Below are 23,845 nucleotides of genomic sequence, written 5' to 3' on the forward strand. Positions count from 1 at the left end.
ACTTCAGGCCGAAAGCGTGACCGTCAGGTACCGTAATGCCCGGCGGAAGACCGGATGACAATCAGCAAACGGCAATTCATCAAGCGGTGCCCAGAAGAAGCTGAAGACGTGGCCATGGTCATCGCGCGTCTGGTGGGTCCATTGCTCCGGCAGCGACGCCGGTGTGTGGCACAGTTGAAATGACCATACCTGCTCGAGGTGTTCGGCGTTCCAGCAACCCAGGTCAATGACAACCGTGGCGTCGTCAATGCCGGACTCCTCGCTCAATTCCCGAAGAGCGGCCTCGGCGGGTGTTTCACCTGACTCGATGGTGCCTTTGACCAGTTGCACGCCTGCGAGGGGATGGCGGAACAGAAGGATGCGGGGCCCGGCAATGCTGGAGAGGATGACGGGGCAAGCCTTGTTGGGGGACATGGCGACGTCCTTATCGACAATGAAGCCAGCATCATACGGCGTTTGACATGCATTTGTAGGAGCCAGGCTTGCCGGCGAAGGCGGCCTTGAATGCTGCGTCGGTCTTTCGGGCGCCTTCGCCGGCAAGCCGGGCTCCTACAGAAGTTCACATCAATTTTTTTGCCCCCTCACACCCTGAGCCTGTCCGTCAACTTCTGACGACCTCCTTCGGAGCCTCTAGCAACGTTGATCCATGCCGCGTCAAAGTCTGTGGGAGATGTTGTGTGGGAGATTGTTATCTGAGTACATATCCATTGCTGCGGTAACGACCACTTATGGTTTCGCCCTTACGGCGACTCACTTTTCCAAACGCCGAAAAGTAAGCAAAAGGCTTTGCCCCACCACTTGGTGCCTCGCTTAGGCTCGGCATGCCCTCACTCCGGCATTGCTCCGTGGGTCGCCGCGATGGGCCATCCATGGCCCAGCGCGGCTAAACCGGCGTCCTGCCGGTTTCCCCACTGCGCAATGCCTGCGTTCGGCCAGCATGGTTAACGGGGCACCCAAATCCAAAGCAAAGCGAGGCGGCCTGACAGCCGACCTGACTTTTGCAGATACCCCAATCCCCTGTAGGAGCCAGGCTTGCCGGCGAAGAACGATAACGCGGTACAACAGACACACCGCAGCGCCTGGTTCGCCGGCAAGCCTGGCTCCTACAAGGGAATTGCGTACGGCTCCCGATCAGGTCGGCTGTCAGGCCGCCTCGCTTTGCTTTGGCTTTTGATTTTCTTGCCCCCTCGAGAGGCCGAGTGGAGGTTCTGCGCAGTGGGTAAACCGGCATGGATGCCGGTTTAGCCGCGCTGGGCCATGGATGGCCCATCGCGGCGACCCACGGAGCAGGACCGGAGCGAGGGTACCCCGAGCCCCAGCGAGGGGCCGAACGCCAGGGGCAAGAGCCCTTGGTTACTTGGGGCTCTTCCAAGTGACTCGCCGTAAGGGCGAAACCATAGGTGGCCGTTACCGCAGGAATGGATATGTACACCTGAAAGACAATCATCGGCCATCTAAAGCAGGACCCACCAAGAGTGGACACCGGATTCAGTGCAGGCTAAAAAGTAACGTCACCGGTACTGCATTCGGAGCATTACCCGACTTTCCAGAGCGCCCGGCACGCCCCCCTGATAACCCGGCAAAAAAAGGAGTTTGCAACGTGACTGAAGAGACACAAACAAAAGGACCCGCCTCGTACTTCCCCTCTATCGAAAAAAAGTACGGACACCCGGTCACCCACTGGCTTGACCTGCTCAAGACCGTCAACACCAAGAAGCACATGGAAATGGTGGCCTGGCTCAAGACCGAGCACGGCTTGGGTCATGGCCACGCCAATGCTCTGGTCGCCCATTACCTGGCCAGCGCGAAAAACCAGTGACAGCGCCTGGCGCCCTTTCAGCAGGTTGAAGGGCGCCCCTCACGCCAGCTTGATCCCACCCCCCTGAATCTCATCCCGCGCAATCCGCAAATCGATGGCGTCCTGGTTGAGCCGATGAATCAGGTTGAGCAAGCGTTGACGCAACACTTCATCCTTGAGCTGTTCAGCGGCGCGCATCACGTCCAGCGCCGCGCTTTCATTGTTGGCGGCGACGGAGTCGAGCAGTTTGCGCAGGCTTCTTGATGGCCGATTCATGGGTCGTTCCCTGAGTTTTGGTTGAGGCGGATCATAGGCGCGCATTGTTGCGGCCATGTTGCAGCCACAAAAGGTTTGAACGGCTTTTCAACAGGGTTGCGATGGCATGGGCTAATCTGCCTTCACGCTCGACAGACGTCACCGTCCCTCATCAGCCCGAGGCATCGGCAATATGATCATTTCGTCCGCATCCGATTATCGCGAGGCAGCGCGTCGCAAGCTCCCGCGTTTTTTGTTCGACTACATCGATGGCGGAGCCTATGCCGAGCATACGCTGAAGGCCAACAGCGCCGACTTGACGCAGGTCAGCCTGCGCCAGCGGATCCTCAAGAACGTCGAAGCGTTGAGCCTGCAAACCACCCTGTTCGATCAACGACTGTCGATGCCCATCGTGTTGGCACCGGTAGGCCTGACGGGCATGTTCGCCCGCCGCGGTGAGGTGCAGGCGGTCAAGGCCGCCGAAAACAAGGGCATCCCGTTGTGCCTGTCCACCGTGTCGGTGTGCTCGATCGAAGAAGTCTGCGCCAACACTCAACAACCCATCTGGTTTCAGCTGTATGTGCTCAAGGACCGGGGCTTCATGAAAAACGCCCTGGAACGCGCCAAGGCCGCCGGTGTGCAGAACCTGGTGTTCACGGTGGATATGCCCACGCCTGGCGCCCGTTATCGCGATGCCCATTCGGGCATGTCCGGTCCCTATGCATCGTCGCGGCGGATGCTGCAGGCTATGACCAGACCCGACTGGGCCTTAAACGTCGGCCTGCTGGGCCGTCCACATGACCTGGGCAACGTCTCGAAGTACCTCGGCAAGGCCGTTACCCTCGAAGACTACATCGGCTGGCTGGCCAACAACTTCGACCCCTCGATCAGCTGGAGCGACCTGGAGTGGATTCGCGACTTCTGGAAAGGCCCGATGATCATCAAGGGCATTCTCGACCCCGAAGACGCCAGGGATGCGGTCACTTTTGGCGCCGACGGCATTATCGTCTCCAACCACGGCGGCCGCCAGCTGGACGGCGTGCTCTCCACGGCCCAAGCGTTGCCGCCGATCATGCAAGCGGTCGGCAATGACCTAAAGGTGCTGGTCGATTCGGGGATCCGCTCGGGGCTGGATGTGGTGCGCATGTTGGCCCTGGGCGCAAAAGGGGTGCTCCTGGGACGCTCCATGGCCTATGCACTGGCGGCCGATGGGCAACGCGGGGTGGAAAACATGCTGGATATTTTCGCCAAGGAAATGCGCGTGGCCATGACCTTGACGGGGGTCACCTCTATTGATCAGATCAACGAATCGATTCTGGTGCGCCATCCCCTCAAGTAAGTGGCCACCAACCTTCATGACTGCCAGGAACCGTTCCATGCGCATCGCCCTGCTTTCCGATATCCACTTGTCCGTCGATACCCTGCCTTTTCCGGCTGTGGACGCCGATATCCTGATCCTGGCCGGCGACATATCCCGACCGGCCGCGGCCATCGAGTGGGCCAGGGCATGCCCGATACCGGTGCTGTACGTGGCCGGCAATCACGAGTTCTATGGCAGTGACCTGATCTCGACCTACGATCAGTTGCACAGGTTGGCGCAAGGCACACCGATCCGCGTGCTGGAACGCACGGCGCATATTCACGACGGCGTACGGTTCCTCGGTTGTACCCTGTGGTCCGATTATCGCCTCTTTGATCAGGCAGAAGAGCGGGCGCAGGGGATCGACATGGCCACCCGGCTCATCCGCGACTTCAGCCGCATCAAGGTTTCGCCGGATTTTCCAGACCTGTTCACGCCGGCCATTTCCCAGATGCTGTTCATGCAGACGGTCGCCTGGCTGGAAGACTGCTTTGCCACCGACCCCGACATCCCCACGGTGGTGATCTCGCATTTCGCGCCGACACGCTTGAGCATCAGCCCGGGTTTCGCCGATTCGCCGATCAACGCGAGTTTCGTTTCAGACCTCCGGGAACGGATCGAGACGTGGCAGCCCGCACTTTGGCTGCACGGGCACACCCATGGCAGCTTCGATTACCGGATCGGCAAGACCCGGGTCATGTGCAACGCCCGGGGCTATGCCAAGGGGGGTGTCAATGAAAATGCTCAATTCAACTCCGCCCATGTGATTGAGCTGAATCCATGATCCCTGCTCTCATACCAAAGCGTTAACCGGCCACACCCTTGTCTAGTGGTCGGTGGCAGGGTTTGCCCCTACATTGCCCGCGCCCAAAGGGAACAGCCCTTCGGGCCTTGCCCATGGCCTCAGCACAAAAATCGTATCGCATGGCCCTTTGCTGGATTTAGTATCTGTCATGGCCAACCAGATCGCCCCTTTCGGCAACTTCGCCAACGGACATTGACCCATGGACATCGCCCCCCGTTTCATCATTCATGAAACCGCCCACTGGATCCTCAACCACCATATGTCTTCGGCGCTGCCCGGCTACCTGGTCCTGGGAACCCGGCACAACGCCAATTCGCTGTCCGACCTTCCCGAGCAGGCCCTGGCCGAGATGGGCGTACTGCTCGCCAGAGTCCAGAAAACCCTGCAAGTGGAGTTGAAGCCCAAGTGGCTCTACATCAGCCGATTCGGCCATGATCCGCGCTTCCCCATCCATTTCCATTACATACCGGTGTATCAGTGGGTCGAAGACCTGTTCTGGCAGGATGAGCGCTACAGGCTGCTGGAAAACTTCGGCGCCAGTGCCGCTGCGCATACGCTGACCGATGGCGCGGAAATGACCCTGTTCATCTGGCGTGAATTTGGCGAGAACCCGTTACCTCCGGCCATTGAAGGGCCGTCGATCGACCAGGTCATCGACCGTTTGCGCACAGCCTTCAGTCCGGTGAGCCAGCGCCTGCTTGTTCAAGTCGACAGCTGACTTCGGCGATCGCGGTGCTAACATGACGGGCGTACCCGGATGCCTCACCCAGCGCATCCCCCATCAACAGCCGGCAGTCACCGCATGATCGAAGTCACCGAAGTTTCCATTGCCCAACTGCGCGCTGCGCTCGAATCCGGCCAGACCACCGCCGTTGCGCTGGTCCAGGCTTATCTGGCCAGGATCGATGCCTACGACACGCCCCAGACGCCCACTGCGCTCAACGCGGTGGTGGTGCGCAACCCCGATGCGTTGCAAGAGGCGCAGGCCAGCGATGCTCGTCGAGCCAAGGGCCAGACATTGGGCCCGCTTGATGGCATCCCTTACACGGCCAAGGACAGTTACCTGGTCAAGGGCCTCACCGCCGCCTCCGGCAGTCCGGCCTTCAAGGACCTGGTCGCCTATCGCGATGCATTCACCGTCGAACGCTTGCGCGCCGGCGGTGCCATCTGCCTGGGCAAGACCAACATGCCGCCGATGGCCAATGGCGGTATGCAGCGTGGCGTCTACGGCCGCGCAGAAAGCCCGTACAACGCCGACTACCTCACCGCCCCCTTCGCCTCGGGCTCTTCGAACGGTGCCGGGACGGCCACGGCCGCGAGTTTTGCCGCCTTCGGCCTGGCTGAAGAAACCTGGTCGAGCGGTCGCGGCCCTGCGTCCAACAATGGCTTGTGTGCCTACACGCCGTCACGCGGCGTGATCTCGGTGCGCGGCAACTGGCCGTTGACGCCGACCATGGACGTGGTCGTGCCGTTTGCCAGGACCATGGCCGACCTGCTCGAGGTGCTCGACGTGGTGGTGGCCGAGGACCCGGACACCCGCGGCGACCTGTGGCGCCTGCAACCCTGGGTGCCGATTCCGGCTGTCGATTCGGTGCGCCCCGCTTCTTACCAAGACCTGGCGGTCAACGCCGCTGCACTGGCCGGCAAGCGCCTGGGCGTTCCGCGCATGTACATCAACGCCGATCCCGAGGCCGGTACCAGCGAGTCCCCTGGCATCGGCGGCCCGACCGGGCAGCGCATTCACACCCGGCCGTCGGTGATCGGGCTCTGGGAACAGGCACGCCAAGCCTTGCAAGCCGCTGGCGCCGAGGTCATCGAGGTCGATTTCCCCCTCGTCTCCAACTGCGAGGGCGATCGCCCCGGTGCGCCGACCGTGTTCAATCGCGGGATCGTGTCCAAGGAGTTCCTGCATCACGAGTTGTGGGACCTGACGGCCTGGGCGTTCGACGACTTCCTGCAGGCCAACGGCGATCCGAAATTGAACCGCCTGGTCGATGTCGACGGGCCGCTGATTTTCCCCCACGACCCGGGCACCCTGCCCAACCGCGAGGGCGACCTTGCCGCCGGCATGGACGAGTACGTGCGCATGGCCGAGCGCGGCATTACCCCGTGGGACCAGATCCCCACGGTGCCGGACGGCCTGCGCGGCCTCGAACACACCCGCAATATCGATCTTGAGCAGTGGATGGATGGTTTGGGGCTCGATGCGGTGATTTTCCCGACGGTCGCCGACGTCGGCCCGGCCAATGCCGACGTCGATCCGGCGGCGGCGGACATCGCCTGGAGCAACGGTGTCTGGGTGGCCAACGGCAACCTCGCGATACGCCATCTAGGTGTACCAACGGTTACCGTGCCGATGGGGATAATGCCAGACATCGGCATGCCCGTGGGGCTGACCTTTGCCGGTCGCGCCTATGACGACTCGAGCCTGCTGCGCCTGGCGTCGGCGTTCGAAGCCACAGGCTCCAAGCGCTTGATCCCGCCGCGTACCCCACCGCTGGGCGAGTGATCGTACGGGCGGGACTGGAGCGTTTCAGGCGCCAGTCCCGCCACCGCCACCGACTGGTGCACCCGGGTGCACGTGGCGCTTTATAAAAGTGCAGACAGCGGATGCGGCGCCGTTCTTTGGCACCGACGTTCGATGGTCTCCCCTCGCCCCAGAACCGCACAAAACTGCGGTTTTCACCCGGTAAAGCCGTGCCCCCACCTGTGTATTGGCTTCGATCACGACCTCAAGCGCATTTCTGGCGCGTGACTTGCTAGTAACACCTCAACCCTGCAGTCAACGCTGATTGCATGCATACGACAAAGGCGCCGTGTGTCCCCCGTTTTTACTGACGGTGGGCCGCATGGCGCCTTTTTTGTTTCCGGCTTCGGCAACGGCCGGCAAGAGATTCGAGGGGCGAGGATGGCAAGCAAAACCGTACGCAGTGTATGTCCCTATTGTGGTGTGGGCTGCGGCATCGTCATGCAGGTCGAAAACAACCGGGTCGTCAAGGTCAGCGGCGACAAGGCCCACCCGACCAACGCCGGCAGGCTCTGCACCAAAGGCACCACCTGCGGCCAGGCCATCGCCGAGTCGGGCCGGATGGAGCATGCCTACCTGCGCCACGAACGCCGCCGCGACCCGGTGCGCATCGCCATGGACAAGGCCATCAGCGAGACGGCCAGCCGGCTGCGAGACACCCTCGAGCGCCACGGCCCCGATGCGTTGTCGTTCTACGTGTCCGGGCAAATGTCGCTGGAAGCCCAATACCTGATCAACAAACTGGCCAAGGGTTTTGTCGGTACCCACAACATCGAATCCAATTCCCGCCTGTGCATGGCCAGCGCCGGCAGCGGCTACAAGCTCTCCCTCGGTTCTGACGGCCCTCCGGGTTCGTATCAGGACTTCGATCAGGCGGACCTGTTTTTCGTCATCGGCGCCAACATGGCCGACTGTCACCCGATCCTGTTCCTGCGCATGATGGACCGGGTCAAGGCCGGGGCGAAGCTGATCGTGGTCGACCCACGGCGCAGCGCCACCGCGGACAAGGCCGACCTGTTCCTGCCGATCAAGCCTGGGACCGACCTGGCATTGCTCAATGGCTTGCTGCACCTGCTGGTGAAAAACGGCCACACCGACCCAGCCTTCATCGCGGCGTTCACCGAAGGCTGGGACGCCATGCCGGAGTTTCTCGAGGACTATCCGTCAGCCCGGGTCGCGCACCTCACCGGCCTGCCCGAGGCGGACATTCGCCAGGCCGCGCAATGGATCGGCGAAGCCGCGCAGTGGATGAGCTGCTGGACCATGGGGCTCAACCAGAGCACCCACGGCACCTGGAACACCAACGCCCTGTGCAACCTGCACCTGGCCACCGGGACGATCTGCCGGCCCGGCAGCGGGCCGTTTTCCCTGACCGGGCAACCGAACGCCATGGGCGGTCGCGAGATGGGCTACATGGGCCCAGGCCTGCCCGGCCAGCGGTCGATGCTGGTGGAGGCGGACCGCGAATTCATCGAGGATTTGTGGGGCATCCCGCGCGACCGCCTGCCGCGCAGCGCCGGTGGCGGCACCGTGGCCATGTTCGAAGACATGAGCGCCGGACGGATCAAGGCCTGCTGGATCATCTGCACCAACCCGGTCGCGTCGGGCCCCAACCGCCAGAAAGTGATCGACGGCCTGCAGGCGGCCGAGCTGGTCATTACCCAGGACGCCTACCTCGACACCGAGACCAACCGTTACGCCGACATCCTGCTGCCCGGCGCGCTCTGGGCCGAAGCCGAGGGCGTGATGATCAACTCCGAGCGCAACCTGACGCTGATGCAAAAAGCCGTGGAGCCCCCGGGCGAGACGCTGCCTGACTGGCAGATCATCGCCCGGGTGGCCTGCGAGATGGGCTTCGCCGCGGCGTTCACCTACAGCACTGCCGATGAGGTATTCGAAGAGATCAAGCGCGCCTGGAACCCCAAGACCGGTTATGACATTCGCGGCGCCAGCTACCCGCGCCTGCGTGATAAACCCCTGCAATGGCCCTGCGCCAGCGATACCGCGGCGGACCGCAATCCGATTCGCTACCTCAACAATGGCGTCAGCCAGACGCTCAGGATCGAAGCCGATGGCAGCCAGCCGGCGATCGTCTTTGCCACCGAGCGCGGCAAAGGCATCTTCCTCGCCCGGCCGCACATGGCACCCGCCGAAATGCCGGACGAAACCTTTCCCTTCGTGCTCAACACCGGACGCCTGCAGCACCAGTGGCACACCCTGACCAAGACCGGCAAGGTGGCGACCCTGAACAAGCTCAACCCGGGCCCCTTCGTCGAGATCCATCCCGAGGATGCCAGCGCGTTGGGCATCGAGGACAAGGACCCGGTCGAGGTGCGCTCGGTGCGCGGTCGGGCCGTGTTGCCGGCGGTGGTGAGCGACCGCGTGCGCCAGGGCAACTGCTTTGCGCCCTTTCACTGGAACGATGTGTTCGGCGAGAACCTGGCGATCAATGCCGTGACCAACGATGCCGTCGACCCGATCTCGCAGCAGCCCGAATTCAAATTCTGTGCGGTCGCCCTGCAACGTGTCGAACTGATCGACCATCAGTTCCTGCAAACACCAGCGCCTGCCACCGTCGACTCATCCCCCTTACCAGAGGAACTCGCCATGTCGAGCATCGAGACCTTCGCCGATCTCGCGGGCATCCGTCGCCTGCCCTCCCCGCAATTGAACGACAGTGAACGCACCTACCTCGCCGGTTTCCTCAGTGGCCTGCAATCCCCGGCCGGTCGCCAGGCCGCCGGTGTACCGGTGCTGCCGGCCAGCGCGCCCCTGGCCACCGAGACTCGGCTGTGGCTGGACGGGCTCCTGGGTGGCTTGTTCAGTCGGGTCGATGCGGGTGTAGCTGATCAGGCTGGAACCCTGTCCCCCGCCATTGCAGAAAATGCCCCCGCCGTGACCTTGCTCTGGGCGTCGCAAACCGGCAATGCCGAGACCCTCGCCGAGCGTATGGCCGCGCGCCTGCGCGACGGCGGTTTCGCCGTGGAGCTGAGCGCGATGGCCGACTTCCCCGCCAGCAAATTGGCCAGCACGCAGAACCTGGCCCTGATCAGCAGCACCTTCGGCGATGGCGATCCGCCGGACAATGGCGAAGGTTTCTGGCACACCCTCAGCACCGCCCAGACGCGCCTGGAATCGCTGCGCTTTGCCGTGCTGGCCCTGGGTGATCCGGCCTACGACCGGTTCTGCCAGCATGGCAAGCAACTCGATCAACGCCTGCAGGAACTGGGCGCCACCCGCCTGCTGGAACGGGTCGATTGCGACACCGAGTTCGAGGAGCGCGCCGATACCTGGCTGGCGCAATTGCAAAAGACCCTCAAGCCCGAGGCTGTGGTCGCCGCTCCGGCGCCTAACAACAGTGCCGCCGAGACACCCGGCAAGTCCAAGCCCCATGCTTCGCGGCTGTTGGCAAACCTTCACCTGAACCGCCAGAGCCCGCACAAGGAAACCCGCATGTTTTCCCTGGACCTGGCGGATTCCGGACTGGGCTATGAAGCGGGAGACGCGCTGGGTGTCCATCCGCGCAACTGCCCGGAACTGGTCGACGAGCTGCTCGAGCTGACCCGGTTGCATGGCGAGACGCCGGTGAGCGTCGATAAATACGGCGAGCTGTCGTTGCGTCAGGCGCTGACCGAACACTTCGAAATCGCCCGGCCCAACAGCGACACCCTGGCCTTCATCGCCGAGCGCAGCGCCAACCCTGGTTTGAAACAGCTGCTGGGCAATGAGCACAAGGCTCAGTTGAAAGACTGGATGTGGGGGCGGCAACTGGCGGACGTGCTGCAGGAGTATCCGCTGGACTGCTCGGCGAGCGAGCTCCTGGGCACCTTCAAGCGCCTGCAACCGCGCCTGTATTCAATCGCTTCGAGCGCCAAGGCGCATCCACGGGAAGTCCATCTCACCGTGGCCGCGGTGCGCTACGGCAAACGCAAGGGCGTGTCCTCGACCTTCCTCGCCGACCGCGCCCAGGACGCCGAAGTACCGGTATTCGTCCAGCCGTCGAAACACTTTCGTGTGCCGAACGACGGCGATGTGCCGATGATCATGATCGGCCCCGGCACCGGGGTCGCGCCCTTCCGCGCCTTCCTGCAGGAGCGCCGGGCGCGGGGCGACCAGGGCAAGAACTGGCTGTTCTTCGGCGAACAGCACGCCGCCAGTGATTTCTACTATCGCGACGAACTGCAAGGCATGCAACACGATGGCCTGCTGACACAACTGAGCCTGGCCTTTTCCCGCGACCAGGCCGAAAAAATTTACGTGCAGGACCGCATTCGCGAACAAGGCGCCGAACTCTGGCGCTGGCTGCAGGACGGCGCCAGGTTGTACATCTGTGGCGATGCCAGCTGCATGGCCAAGGATGTCGACCAGGCCTTGCGCCAGGTCGCCCAGCACCACGGCGGGCTGGACCCGCAAGGCGCGGCTGATTACTGGCGGCAGATGAGTGAGCAGAAGCGTTATTTGCGGGATGTTTATTGAGTGGTTGGTGGGAGTCGGTGACAGCCGAGTTGCCGGCGATGGTGGCCTTGAGCGTTGCGTTGGTTGATCCATGCCGCGTCGAAGCTTGTGGGAGATTGTTCTGAGTACATATCCATTGCTGCGGTAACGGCCACCTATGGTTTCGCTCTTATGTATGGACTCGCCCCCACTGGCCACCTGTTTTTCAAACACTGCTACCCGGTTGCATCTATGTATAAGGCCTGTTCGAGGAAGCCCTGTCTGCGGCTTCTGGCCGACATTGGTTGAGCTCGCGGTATGCCGATTACATGCAGGCCTCGAAGGCCGGTAAGAGCGCAGGCATCGATCCGCGACGGTCTGACCTGGGGTCAATGTTTTCTAGCAGGGGCTGAAGCGCCGTGGCGCCCCGGTGGCAGAACGCTTATGTTCAGTGACTTGGCGCAGCTGGCCGGCCATGGGCCGGTTGGCTGCGGTAAGTCTGCTCATTTTGTAGCAGCACCCAAATGATTCGCAGGTTGCGGTTCGCCAAGCGTATCGCCGCTTCCTTGCGCCCCAGCCGGGCCTGCCACCGTTGCAGGCGACGATCGTCGGGCTGCTCCGAATCCGCGCGCAAATGCCTCAATACCGCGTGAGCGCCTTGAACCATCAGGCTGCGCACATAGCTGTCGCCGCGTTTGCTTATCCGGCCCAGGCGAATTTTCTGCCCACTGCTTTTCTGCTCAGGCACCATGCCGAAGTAGGCGGCGAACTGGCGTGCATTGGCGAAGCGCTCAGGGTCGGTCTGCTTGGCCAAAAGCGCAGTGGCGATGATCGGGCCGATCCCGCGCACGGTCATCAGCCGCCGGGCCGTTTTGTCCTCGTTCGCGGCCTTCTCCAGGCGACCGGTCAGGACGTTGACCCGTTCGCCCAGTTGGCGCCATTCGCCCAGCAGCTCGTCGATCAGTTCACGCAACATCTCCGGCAACGGTTGGGTGGCGTCTTCGAGCACCCGAGGCAGGGTCTGGTTGATCGCCGCATCACCCTGAGCCAGGACAACGCCATGCTCCATCAGCAAACCGCGCATCTGGTTACTCATGGCTGTGCGCCGACGGACATAACCCTGGCGGGCCCGGTGCAAGGCCTGCATGGCCAGCGCGGTGGCGCTTTTGATGGGGACCGCGGCAATTTTGCTGTCCCGTCCCGCACGCAATATGGCCAGTGCATCATTTCGATCATTTTTGGCGCCGCTGCGGTGCTGGGCCACCAGCTGTGCCGGAAGAATCCGCGCCAGATTGCCCTGAGCCTGTAGCTGGCGCGCCCATGCTTGAGCGCCTGGACCTGTTTCCACCAGCACTACTACGCTTGGCGGCAGTTGGCGCAGAAAGGCGTGAAAGGCTTCACGCGACTTGATACGTTCTTCGTAAAGCACCTGGCCAAGGGCGTCTTCGCCAGCCACCTGAAAGACCTGCTTGGCCAGATCGACCGCCACTGTCGTGCAGGCCGACAGATCGCTGGAAGACAAAGACTGTTTAACCGTCGTATGCTTTTTCATGGATTCGCCCTCGCTGTCGGTGGCTTCTTAGACTGCCCCCGTGGCGCATTGACGCCTCGGCGCGGGCGAGTCCATCCAATTACAGCGACTCCCTTTTTCAAACGCCAAAAAGGAAGCAAAAGGCTTTGCCCCACCACTCGGTGCCTCGCCTAGGCTCGGCATGCCCTCACTCCGGCATTGCTCCGTGGGTCGCCGCGATGGGCCATCCCTGGCCCAGCGCGGCTAAACCGGCGTCCTGCCGGTTTCCCCACTGCGCAATGCCTGCGTTCGGCCATCGTGGTTAACGGGGCACCCAGATCAAAAACAAAAGCGAGGCGGCCTTAAAGCCGACCTGACTTTTACGGATGTACCTGATTTCCTGTAGGAGCCAGGCTTGCCGGCGAACCAGGCGCTGCGGTGTGTCTGTTACACCGCGTTATCGTTCTTCGCCGGCAAGCCTGGCTCCTACAGGGGAAACGCGTACGGCTCCCGATCAGGTCGGCTTTAAGGCCGCCTCGCGCGCTTTTGATCTGCTTTGGCTTTTGATTTTCTTGCCCCCTCGAGAGGCCGAGTGGAGGTTCTGCGCAGTGGGTAAACCGGCAAGGATGCCGGTTTAGCTGCGCTGGGCCAAGGATGGCCCATCGCGGCGACCCACGGAGCAGGACCGGAGCGAGGGTATGCCGAGCCTTAGCGAGGCACCGAACGCCAGGGGCAAGAGCCCTTGGTTACTTGGGGCTCTTCCAAGTGACTCGCTGTAAGAGCGAAACCCTAAGTGGCCGTTACCGCAGGAATGGATATGTACGCGGTCAACAAACAATAGATCGGCTGTCAGGCCGCCTTCGCCGGCAAGCCTGGCTCCTACAAGGGTTTCATTCGTCGCGAGGGTGGAATGGCAATTACAACAGCGACAGGGTGTAGTTGATGATGAACCGATTCTGGTCAACGTTGCGCCCGGCATCAGTGTTCGACTTGCCGTTACGCACACTGAACGCAAGCCCCCTGAGCGAACCCGACTGAATCACATAGTCCAGCGTCATATCACGCTCCCACTCGGACTGGTCCGCTGCGTTTTGCACCTTGATCCCCGTGCCCTTCAGATACGCCACTGACGCTTTCAGCCCCGGGATTCCCAGAGGCGCGAAGTCATAGGAGTACTGACCGAAAGCGGTTTGCTCCCCGGCGCGGGCAAAGCTCTGGATCATGCGGTCGGTGGGCAGGTAGACGCTGCCGCCGCCCGCGCCTTTGTCCACCAGACTGCCCTGGTTGGGCTGGACAAAGTTGCTGCCATCGCCCACTTGCTGGTAGCCGAGCGCAACGGCATGGCCACCGTTGGTATAGGTGATCATCGCGGCCCAGGTGTCGTTGTCGATCTCACCGTTGTTGTCCTCGGTGTAACCCGACACGCGATAGCCTTGCGCCCGGCCTGCGGCGGAGCTGTTGGCACCGCTGGAGGTAGTGCGGAAATAACGCAGGTCAGTGGTGATGGCGCTGGCACTGTCGATGGGCAGGCTGTGGGTCAGGCCAATGAAGTTCTGGTTGTAGAAATCCTCCAGTTGCGCGAAGTAGTACTGCGCCTTCAGCGCCTGGGTCACCTGGTAGTCGCCACCGGCGAAGTAGAACTTGTTGCTGTCCTGGGTGCCGCCGGCAACCGACAGGCCGGTGCGATCGGTCGAGGCACGACCGACCGCGTGCTCCAGCACCCCACCGGTCATGGTCAGGCCATCGATGTCTTTGGACGTGACCTGGCCGCCGGTGAAGGACTGCGGCAGCACACGGGCATCGTTGGAAAGCAGGATCGGCAACTTCGGCAGCAGCGTGCCGTAGCGCAATTCGGTCTTGGCGATGCGCATCTTCGCCGTGGGCCCGAAGCTGCTCCAGGCATCGGCCGCACCGTCGCCCTTCGAGGGGATCATGCCGCTGCCGACGTGGCGGCCGGCGCCGCTGTCCAGGGTAATTCCCTGCAATGCCTGGGCATCGAGCCCGAACCCCAGGGTGCCCTGGGTGAACCCCGATTCATAACGCAGCACGAAACCCTGGGCGGCCTCTTCGGTTTTGGAAGGGTCGGCGCTGCCGTCGCGGTTATCGCTGTTGAAGTACAGGGTACGCATGGAAAGGCTGGCCTTGCTGTCTTCCAGAAAGCCGCGCGTGCCAGGCTCTGCTGCCTGTGCGCCCATCGAACCGCCGAACAACAGGATGGCGGCGGGTATTGCTCGTTTGAACATGCGGTACTCCTCAAGAGGGTCACGTCGAAATATTTGTGAAACTCTTAGAACATTTCGAGGCACGAACTTCAAACGAGATGAAAGTAATTTCCGTAGAGGGATAAGAGTTGTCGCAATGAGGTACGCGACCTCATGGTTTTTGCAAAAAGTGCGGGGGGATTTTCATTGGAATCGGGCGTGCCGAAGGCCCCCTGTAGGAGCGAGCATGCTCGCTCCTACAGTGGTTGAACGTCACAGCTTAGGCAAGCGCCTGTTCCCGGATCAGCTTCTTGTTGATCTTGCCGACGCTGGTCTTGGGAATCTCGGCGACGAACTTGAACTGCTTGGGGATCGCCCATTTATTGATCCGGCCGAGCTCGACAAACCCTTGCAGGTGCGCCTCCAGGATCTTGCGGTCCAGGTACTGCCCCGGCTGGCACACCACCAGGGCCATGGGTCGTTCGCCCCATTGCTCGTCGGCAATGCCCACCACCGCGACCGACAACACCGCCTCGTGTTCGCTGATCAGGCTTTCCAGCTCCAGGGAGCTGATCCACTCGCCGCCGGTCTTGATCACGTCCTTGATGCGATCCTTGATTTCCACGCCGCCCAACGAGTCGATGGAAGCCATGTCGCCGGTGTGCAGCCAACCGTCCTGCCACAGCTCGGCGCCTTTTTGCGGCTCCTTCAAATAGCCTTGGGTCAGCCAGGGTGCGCGCACCACGATCTCGCCCAGGGATTCGCCGTCATGGGCGACGTCATTGCCACTGGCATCGATGATTTTCAGGTCGACCATCGGCACCGGGGTGCCGGTCTTGATGCGCGTCGGCAGTTGGGCCTGGAGCGGTAGCTGGCGGTCTTCATCGCGCAGGTAAGTCAGGCACAACAGCGGGCAGGTTTCCGACATGCCGTAGCCGGCGTGCACCACCATGCCCTTGGCACTGGCTTCGCTGGCAAGGCCCAATGGGAACGCGCTGCCGCCCAGGAGCATTTTCCAGCCGTCGAAACGGGCAGACTTGCCTTGCTCACAGGTGAGGAGCATTTGCAGGATGGTCGGCACACAGTGGGAAAAGGTCACCTTCTCCTCCTGGTACAGGCGGACCAGGCTGTTGGGTTCGTAGCGGCCGGGGTACACCTGCTTGATGCCCATCAGGGTAGCGACGTAGGGCACGCCCCAGGCATGCACGTGGAACATCGGCGTGATCGGCATGTACACGTCGTCGGAACGCAGCAGGGGTGTCCCCTGGTAAACGCCCAAAGTGCCCACGGCATTCAAGGTGTGCAGGACCAGCTGGCGATGGGTGAAATACACGCCCTTGGGGTCGCCGGTGGTGCCGGTGGTGTAGAACAGCGTCGCCACCGAGTTCTCGTCGAAATCGGGAAAGTCGTACTGGTCCGGGCACTGCGACAGCAACTGCTCGTACTCGCCCTGCACCGGCAATGAAGTGGCGGATGCCTGGTCATCGGTGAGCTGCACAAAGCCTTTGACCGTGGTCAGCCGCCCCTGGATCTGCTCCACCAGCGGCAGGAAATCGTCATGTACCAGCACCAGGTCGTCCTCGGCGTGGTTCATGGTAAACAGCACCTGCTCCGGCGACAGGCGAATGTTCACCGTGTGCAGCACCGCGCCGATCATCGGCACGGCGAAGAAGCATTCCAGGTAGCGATGGCTGTCCCAGTCGAGCAGGGCCACGGTGTCCCCGGCCTTGACCCCGGCCGCGGTCAGCGCATTGGCCAGGCGGCGGATGCGCTGGTTGAGGGTCTGGTAGCTGTAGCGCAGTTTGTCGGCGTAGACGATTTCCCGGCCCGGTTCGTAGCGCACCCCGGACAGCAGCAATTGCTTGATCAGCAAGGGATAGGCGTAGGCGCCATCGGCGGGTGGAATTATTTTTGTCGCCATCATGATTAAGGTTCCTTGTCCTTTAGAACTGGTCGGCTTGCAGCTCGTAGAGGCAGTCGCTACCGGCCTTGGCCGATGCGCTCAACGAGTGGATACGCGGCAGCAACCGGGCGAAGTAGAAACGCGCGGTGGCCAGTTTGCTGGTGTAGAAATCGTCCTCGGCATCGCCGCTGACGACGGCCTCGGCCATGCGCGCCCACATGTAGGCGTACGCGGTGTAGCCGAACACATGCAGGTACTCGACGGAGGCTGCGCCGATTTCATTCGGGTTGCCCTGGGCCCGGTCCAGCAACCACGCCGTCAGCTCGTCGAGGGTGTCCACCGCGGCGCTCAGCGGTTGGGTGAACTCGCCAAGCTCAGTGCGGGCGTTGGCGATGAAGTTGCGGATCTCCGAAGCGAACAGGCGGTAGAGCGCCCCGCCGCTGCCGACGATCTTGCGCCCGGCCAGGTCCAGGGACTGGATGCCGTTGGTGCCTTCGTAGATCTGCGTGATGCGCACATCGCGCACCAGTTGCTCCTGGCCCCACTCGCGGATGTAGCCATGGCCGCCGAACACCATCTGCCCGTGCAGGGTGGTTTCCAGGCCCATGTCGGTGAGGAACGCCTTGGCCACCGGGGTCAGCAAGGCCACCAGTTCCTGGGCGCGGGAGCGCTCGGTCGGGTCTTCGCTGAACTTGGCGATGTCCAGTTGCAGGGCCACGTAGCTGGAGAACGCTCGGCCACCTTCGTTCAGGGCTTTCATGGTCAACAGCATGCGGCGCACGTCGGGGTGGACGATGATCGGGTCGGCCGCCTTGTCCTTGCACTGCGCGCCGGTTGGCGCACGGCTTTGCAGGCGGTCACGGGCGTACGCCAGTGCGTTCTGGTAGGAGCGTTCGCCCTGCGCCAGGCCCTGGATACCCACGCCCAGACGCTCGTAGTTCATCATGGTGAACATCGCTGCCAGGCCCTTGTTCGGCGCATCGATGATCCAGCCGGTGGCGCCGTCGAAGTTCATCACACAGGTAGCCGAGGCCTTGATGCCCATCTTGTGTTCGATCGAACCGCAGGACAGCGAGTTACGCTCGCCCAGGGAACCGTCGGCATTGACCAGCACCTTGGGCACCAGGAACAGCGAAATGCCTTTGGGGCCGGCCGGTGCATCCGGCAGTCGCGCCAGTACCAGGTGGATGATGTTCTCGGTCAGGTCGTGGTCGCCGCCGGTGATGAAGATCTTGCTGCCGCTGACCTTGTAGCTGCCATCCGCCTGGGGTTCGGCCTTGGTGCGAATCAGGCCCAGGTCGGTGCCGGCATGGGCTTCGGTCAGGCACATCGAACCGGTCCAGGTGCCGGCGTACATGTTGGGCAGGTAACGTTCCTTGAGTTCTTCACTGGCGTGCGCCTTGATCGACAGGCAGGCGCCGGCGGTCAGCATCGGGTACAGACCGAACGACAGGCTGGCTGCGTTGACCATCTCTTCGACCTGGGCGGAAATGGCCTTGGGCATGCCCATACCGCCGTACTGCGGATCACCGCCGACACCGACCCAGCCGCCTTCGGCGAAGGCTTGATAAGCCTCGGCAAAACCGTCTGGCGCGGTGACCGAACCATTGCTCCAGGTACAACCCTGCTCGTCGGTGGCGCGGTTCAAGGGTGCGATGACTTCGCCACTGATCTTGCCGGCTTCTTCGAGGATGGCGGCAGCGGTATCTTCATCGATCACCTCGGCCAGGCCAGGCAATTGGGCCCACAGCCGGGACACCTGAAAAACCTCGTTGAGTACGAAGCGCATGTCGCGCAGGGGAGCTTTGTAATCAGACATCTTGACTTACTCGGAAGTGGTCACGGCATGGGGCATGCCGGGACGTTCAGTGGATTCAGTGATTTCGCTTGCCGCGACAGTGCCGGGCTGTGGTGCCCGTTCACGCAGCAGGAAGTACGACAGGGCGGGAATCAGGATCAGCGCACCGAGCATGTTCCACAGGAACATGAAGGTCAGCAGGATGCCCATGTCGGCCTGGAACTTGATCGGCGACCAGACCCAGCACACCACGCCAGCGGCCAGGGTGATACCGACCAGCCCGACCACCCGGCCGGTGAACGACACGGCGTTGCGGTAGGCCTGGGACAGCGGCAAGCCCTGGCGCTGGAAGTGCAATTGCACGCTGAGCAGATACAAGGCGTAGTCGACGCCAATCCCCACGCCCAGGGCGATCACCGGCAGGGTCGCGACTTTCACGCCAATACCCATGGCTACCATCAGCGCTTCGCACAGGATCGAGGTCAGCACCAGTGGCAGCAGCGCTACCAGCGTGGCCCGCCAGCTGCGGAAAGTGATCAGGCAGAACAGCGTCACCGCCAGGTAGACGTACAGCAGCATGGTGCGGTTGGCCTCGCGCACCACGATGTTGGTCGCAGCCTCGATACCGGCGCTGCCGGCGGCCAGCAGGAACTGACGATCCTGGGTGCTGTTTTCCTTGGCGAACTTGTCGGCAATCGCCACCACGGCGTCGAGGGTCTCGGCCTTGTGGTCCTTGAGGAAGGCAATCACCGGCATCAGCGAGCAGTTGTTGTTAAACAGCTCCGGCGAGTTGACCGAGGCTTGCTGCGCGGCGTAGTTCAGCACGTCCTGGTTGCGCTGGATGCTGTTGAGCTTGGGGTTGCCTTCATAGGTGCCGGCGGTGATCTGGCGTACCGCGTTGACCAGCGAGGACGTCGCCTGCACACCCGGATACTGCTGCAGTTCCCAGGCCAGGCGATCAGCGAGGACCAGGGTCTTGTAGTTCAGGCAGCCTTCCGGCGCGGTCTTGATCATCACCGCGAACAGGTCGCTGGACAGCGCATAGTGGCTGGTGATGTAGGCGTTGTCGCGGTTGTAGCGCGAGTCGGCGCGCAACTCCGGCGCCCCGCTTTCAAGGTCACCGATCTTTAACTGCAGGCTGACCATGAAGCCGCCGATGCCCATCAGCACCGCGACCAGCACGGCGCCCGTGGCCCAGCGGCGCGTGGTGAAGCGGTCGAGCAGGTCCCAGAGTTTGCCGAAGCCTTTGTGGTGCTCGGCACGGGTGTCGATTTTCAGCGCGCGCTCGGCGGCCTTGGCACCAACGCCGATGTAGGACAGCGCCACCGGCATCAGCAACAGCGAGGTGAAGATCAGCACCGCAACACCGATGCTGGCGGTGATCGCCAGGTCCTGGATCACCGGGATGTCGATCAGCATCAGCACGGCAAAGCCCACGGCGTCAGCCAGCAAGGCGGTGACGCCAGCGATGAACAGACGGCGGAAGGTATAGCGCGCCGCGATCAGCTTGTGAGTGCCACGGGCGATGTCCTGCATGATGCCGTTCATCTTTTGCGCCGCGTGGGACACGCCGATGGCGAAGATCAGGAACGGCACCAGCACCGAGTACGGATCGATGGCGTAACCCAGCCAGGCGACGATGCCCAGTTGCCAAACGACGGCGATCAGCGAACAGCCGACCACCAACAGGGTGCTGCGCACACAACGGGTGTAGGCGTAGATGATGACCAGCGAGGTGACCACGGCCAGGCCGAAGAACATCATCACCTGGATCAGGCCGTCGATCAGGTCGCCCATCAGCTTGGCGAAACCGATCACCCGCACCTTGTACGGGCCCTTGCCCTCTTCCCCGGATTTACGCGCGGCGCTGTCGCCGGCGAATTCGATCTTGTCGCGCAACTGCTCTTCGAGCATCTGCGAAAAGGCGTGGTAGTTGATGCGCTGGCCACCCGCGGCGGACTTGTCCAGCAGCGGCACGATCAGCATGCTCGACTTGTAGTCGCTAGCCACCAGGCTGCCGACGATGCCGGCACGGCCAATGTTCTGCCGCAGCTGTTCGATTTGTTCGGGTTTGCCCTCATAGGTATCGGGCATCACCGGGCCACCCTGGAAACCTTGCTCGGTGACTTCGGTCCAGCGCACAGCCGGGCTCCACAGCGACTTCATCCACGCACGGTCGACGCCTTCGGTGAGGAACAGCTGGTCGTTGACCTGCTTGAGCACGTCCAGGTATTGAGGGTCGAAAATATCGCCCTGAGTGTTCTCCACCACCACCCGCACCGAGTTACCCAGGCCGCGCAACGACTGGCGGTTCTCGAGGAAATTCTGGATGTACGGCTGGCTCTGCGGAATCATCTTCTCGAAGCTGGGGCGCAGTTCCAGGCGGGTCACGGCCATGAAGCCCAGGACCACGGTGGCCAGGGCCATCAGCAGCATGAACAGCGGCCGATAGTTGAACACCAGGCGTTCGAGCAGGTTGCCAGAGCGGCGGTCGAAATCGCGCAGCTCGCGGATCACCGGCATGGCGTCTTGTTTGATATTGCCCATGTCTGGGTTCTCGCTATTAAAGTTCGAGGGCTGGATCGGCGGCTAGCACCTGGGCGCCACGGCTGCCCGCTACCACCAACGCGCCGTCGGCGGCCTGGGTGGCACCGGCGACCGGGGTGCGTGCCGGTTGCTGCACCAGATGCAATTGCGCGCCAGTGCCCTGGCTGACCAGCATCTGCCCGCCTTGGGTGAACAGGCGGTAATGGCCCCGGGCATCGACGAGGCCGGCGGTGATGCTGACGTGCAGGCCACTGTCCAGCGCGGTCCAGTTCTGGCCGCCGTCGGTACTGCGCAGCACGTTGCCGCGCAAGCCGTAGACGAGCACTTCGCCAGGCTTGCCGAGCACGCCGAAGAAGCTGCCCTGATAGGGCGTCGGCACGGTGGCGAAGCGTTGGGTTTGGTCATCCCATTTGAGCAACAGGCCTTGCTCGCCGGCGATGTACAGACCGTCGCCGGTGGAGGCGATGGCGTTGAGGTGCAAGCCTTGCGGGTTGTCGGTGCGATCCTGGAACGGTGTCCAGCTCAGGCCGCCATCGTCAGTGCGCAGGATCAGGTTGAACACGCCGACCACATAGCCGACTTTGTCATTGGCGAACCAGACGTCGAGCAACGGTTTGTCGGCGCCCTGCTCGGCCAGGCGCTGGCCTTCGGCGACCAGCAGTGGCCATTGCTCGTTGCCCGGTTCGGCACTGGCCAGCGCCGTGTAATGCTTGACCAGCAAGGTCCCGATCTGGCGACCGTCAAGTTGCTTGTTCCAGGTCACGCCAGCGTCGCTTGTGTGCAGCACCACGCCGTCATTGCCGACCGCCCAGCCTTGACTGGCGTTGGGAAAACTCACGGCGGTGAGGTCGGCACTGACCGGCACGGCAGCCTGTTGCCAGTGCTTGCCGGCGTCATCGGAAAACAGGATATGGCCGCGCTGGCCAACGGCGATCACGCGCTCACCGGCGCGGGCCATGCCGGACAACGGGCTGTTGCTGGCCAAGGCACTGACCCTGGCCGGCAGGTCCAGCACATCGACGTAATCGGCTGCGTGGGTGACGCCCTGCAACAGGCCGAGCGCCAGGCCAAACGCCACGTGCTTGAAATTCTTGTATGAACACATACCGCATCCTCTTCGGAAAACCGCGCCGGGACACACAGCCGTGTGCCCGACGTTCGAACCTTGTGCCGCGCAGGTCATGTGGGAGCGAGCCTGCTCGCGATGGACGTTAACGATGACGCGTTCTGTCTGGATGCCCGCGTCGCCCTCTGGTCCATCGCGAGCAGGCTCGCTCCCACAGTGGATCGAGCGAGCGTCTGCTTGCGGTTGGCTTAGCGAATGCCGCTGCCGGCCAGGGATTCCGACGACCACTGCGCCTTGGAGAGCGGATCGATGTACTTGATGCCGCCGTAAGGGCCGACTACACCGTTGATGTTGTAGGAGCCACCGACCAGGTCGTAGATCATGAAGGGCGTGGAGTCCGGGATCTGCTTGTCATAGCTCTGGCTGAGGAAGGCGAAGGAACCACGATAGAGCTGACCACGGGCGTCATATTGATCCGAGGCCAGAGCGGTCCAGCTGTCTTCGTCGAGGTAGAAGCGGCGCTTGGCGTAGATGTGCCGGGCACCGGCCTTGAGGGTGCCTTCGACGACCCAGACACGGTGTTTTTCCCAACGTACGAAGTCCGGTGCCAGGTGATTGGCGGTGGTCAGCGACTTCGGATCCTGGGCGTAGGTCAGCTTGTAGGTGTTGTAGGGCACGATCATTTCCTGTTTGCCCACCAGCTTCCAGTCGAAGCGATCCAGCGCACCGTTGAACACGAACACGTCATCGTAGGTGCCCGCACCCGCGGTGCCCGGGTTCGGCGTGTCGTACGCCAGGTTCGGCGCCAGCTTGACCCGACGCTGGCCAGGCAGGTATTGCCAGGCGCGACGTGGTTGCTGCAGCGGGTTGGCGGCGTCCTTGAGCATCACCGCTTCGCCGGCTCGACGTGCTGGGCCGGTGTACGACAGCTTCATCTGGTAGTACACGTCGGCGCTGCTGATCGGCTGCGAAAGGTTTTCGTAGATCGGGTAGGAAATGAACGCCTGCCCGGTGGTGGCCAGGCTTGGCACACCGGCGGAGTCAACGTTCCAGGAGTCGTACTTGGAGTTGATGCTCACGCCCTGGTAACGCAACAGGAAGTTCCACATCGCTTCGTTACCCGATTGCGGAATCGGGAACGGCACGCCCGGCAGCACGTTGTCGATGGCCAACCCGCCTTCCAGGGACTTGGCACCACTGGCGTTCTTCACGCCGTTATCGAGGATGGCCTTGGGCAGCGAAACGGTGCGGTGGGTCGGAAACACGTCGACACGGAACGTCGGGAAGCGCTTGGCCAGTTCCACCGTGGTGGCGCTGAGCAAGCCCTTGTACTGGTCGACGTTCTTGCCGTCGATCACCAGCAAGGGTTTTTCGCTGGCAAACGGATCCGGGCGCATGCTGTCGCCGGATTTGAAACTGGCCGGCGGCGTGGTCAGGCCACCGTTGTAGGCCGGAATGGAACCATCGGCGTTCGCGGCTTTTTCGGCGCCTACCAGGGTCAGGCTGCTGCCCAGCTTGGCAGCGTCCTGGGTTGAAACAGCGGCCTGTACCTGGGCGGCAAGGACCATGGCCAGCGAAGCGGCCAACACGGTTTTCACGAATTTCATCTTGTTATTCTCCTGCTTGCATTGAGCAAATCAG

The 23,845-nt window shown here is 62.5% G+C and carries 15 protein-coding genes; 6 read left to right on the plus strand and 9 right to left on the minus strand.

Going from position 1 to position 23,845, the window contains the following annotated elements:
- Positions 1 to 3: 3 nt before the first annotated feature.
- Entirely contained in the window at positions 4 to 414 is a 411-nt protein-coding gene (locus OH720_RS19935) for an NUDIX hydrolase (RefSeq protein ID WP_272602595.1), read from the minus strand.
- Between the two features lie 1,186 nt (positions 415 to 1,600).
- On the opposite strand from OH720_RS19935, the gene OH720_RS19940 reads away from it, so the two are divergent.
- Complete coding sequence (locus tag OH720_RS19940; protein ID WP_272602596.1) at positions 1,601 to 1,819, plus strand: DUF4287 domain-containing protein; 219 nt, start codon at positions 1,601 to 1,603, stop codon at positions 1,817 to 1,819.
- A gap of 39 nt (positions 1,820 to 1,858) precedes the next feature.
- Here the strand turns inward: OH720_RS19940 and OH720_RS19945 are convergent, their stop codons facing one another.
- Positions 1,859 to 2,074: a hypothetical protein gene (locus tag OH720_RS19945; RefSeq protein ID WP_180207137.1), complete on the minus strand. Its 216-nt coding sequence runs from the start codon at positions 2,072 to 2,074 to the stop codon at positions 1,859 to 1,861.
- Positions 2,075 to 2,246: 172 nt separating this feature from the next.
- Here OH720_RS19945 and lldD point away from each other — a divergent pair, with 172 nt between their 5' ends.
- The 5 genes from lldD to OH720_RS19970 all read left to right on the plus strand — a co-directional run bounded on the left by lldD (position 2,247) and on the right by OH720_RS19970 (position 11,221).
- Entirely contained in the window at positions 2,247 to 3,392 is a 1,146-nt protein-coding gene (lldD, locus tag OH720_RS19950; RefSeq protein ID WP_272602597.1) for an FMN-dependent L-lactate dehydrogenase LldD, read from the plus strand.
- Positions 3,393 to 3,429: 37 nt separating this feature from the next.
- Positions 3,430 to 4,197 (plus strand): metallophosphoesterase, encoded by a 768-nt coding sequence (locus OH720_RS19955; RefSeq protein WP_272602598.1) that lies wholly within the window; start codon positions 3,430 to 3,432, stop codon positions 4,195 to 4,197.
- 220 nt (positions 4,198 to 4,417) lie between these two features.
- The gene (locus OH720_RS19960; protein ID WP_272602599.1) at positions 4,418 to 4,936 is read left to right on the plus strand and encodes an HIT family protein; all 519 of its coding nucleotides are present in this window, start codon (positions 4,418 to 4,420) and stop codon (positions 4,934 to 4,936) included.
- Between the two features lie 84 nt (positions 4,937 to 5,020).
- Positions 5,021 to 6,727 (plus strand): amidase, encoded by a 1,707-nt coding sequence (locus OH720_RS19965; protein WP_272602600.1) that lies wholly within the window; start codon positions 5,021 to 5,023, stop codon positions 6,725 to 6,727.
- A gap of 399 nt (positions 6,728 to 7,126) precedes the next feature.
- Positions 7,127 to 11,221 (plus strand): bifunctional nitrate reductase/sulfite reductase flavoprotein subunit alpha, encoded by a 4,095-nt coding sequence (locus tag OH720_RS19970; RefSeq protein WP_272602601.1) that lies wholly within the window; start codon positions 7,127 to 7,129, stop codon positions 11,219 to 11,221.
- 406 nt (positions 11,222 to 11,627) lie between these two features.
- Here the strand turns inward: OH720_RS19970 and OH720_RS19975 are convergent, their stop codons facing one another.
- The 7 genes from OH720_RS19975 to OH720_RS20005 all read right to left on the minus strand — a co-directional run bounded on the left by OH720_RS19975 (position 11,628) and on the right by OH720_RS20005 (position 23,811).
- Complete coding sequence (locus OH720_RS19975; RefSeq protein ID WP_272606470.1) at positions 11,628 to 12,686, minus strand: IS110 family transposase; 1,059 nt, start codon at positions 12,684 to 12,686, stop codon at positions 11,628 to 11,630.
- Between the two features lie 920 nt (positions 12,687 to 13,606).
- Positions 13,607 to 14,932 (minus strand): OprD family porin, encoded by a 1,326-nt coding sequence (locus tag OH720_RS19980; RefSeq protein WP_272602602.1) that lies wholly within the window; start codon positions 14,930 to 14,932, stop codon positions 13,607 to 13,609.
- Positions 14,933 to 15,170: 238 nt separating this feature from the next.
- Positions 15,171 to 16,814, minus strand: a complete 1,644-nt coding sequence (locus OH720_RS19985; RefSeq protein WP_272602603.1) for a fatty acid--CoA ligase — start codon at positions 16,812 to 16,814, stop codon at positions 15,171 to 15,173.
- Between the two features lie 19 nt (positions 16,815 to 16,833).
- Positions 16,834 to 18,612 carry an acyl-CoA dehydrogenase C-terminal domain-containing protein gene (locus tag OH720_RS19990; protein ID WP_272602604.1) on the minus strand — a complete coding sequence of 593 codons (1,779 nt, stop codon included), beginning with the start codon at positions 18,610 to 18,612 and terminating at the stop codon, positions 16,834 to 16,836.
- Positions 18,613 to 18,618: 6 nt separating this feature from the next.
- A complete protein-coding gene (locus OH720_RS19995; RefSeq protein ID WP_272602605.1) occupies positions 18,619 to 21,138 on the minus strand; it encodes an efflux RND transporter permease subunit in 2,520 nt (839 codons plus the stop codon).
- Between the two features lie 16 nt (positions 21,139 to 21,154).
- A complete protein-coding gene (locus OH720_RS20000) occupies positions 21,155 to 22,243 on the minus strand; it encodes a WD40/YVTN/BNR-like repeat-containing protein (protein ID WP_272602606.1) in 1,089 nt (362 codons plus the stop codon).
- A 209-nt stretch (positions 22,244 to 22,452) separates the two neighbouring features.
- Entirely contained in the window at positions 22,453 to 23,811 is a 1,359-nt protein-coding gene (locus OH720_RS20005; RefSeq protein WP_272602607.1) for a DUF1329 domain-containing protein, read from the minus strand.
- Positions 23,812 to 23,845 lie beyond the last annotated feature (34 nt).

This window comes from Pseudomonas sp. WJP1 (assembly GCF_028471945.1).
In the GTDB taxonomy this organism is placed as follows: domain Bacteria; phylum Pseudomonadota; class Gammaproteobacteria; order Pseudomonadales; family Pseudomonadaceae; genus Aquipseudomonas.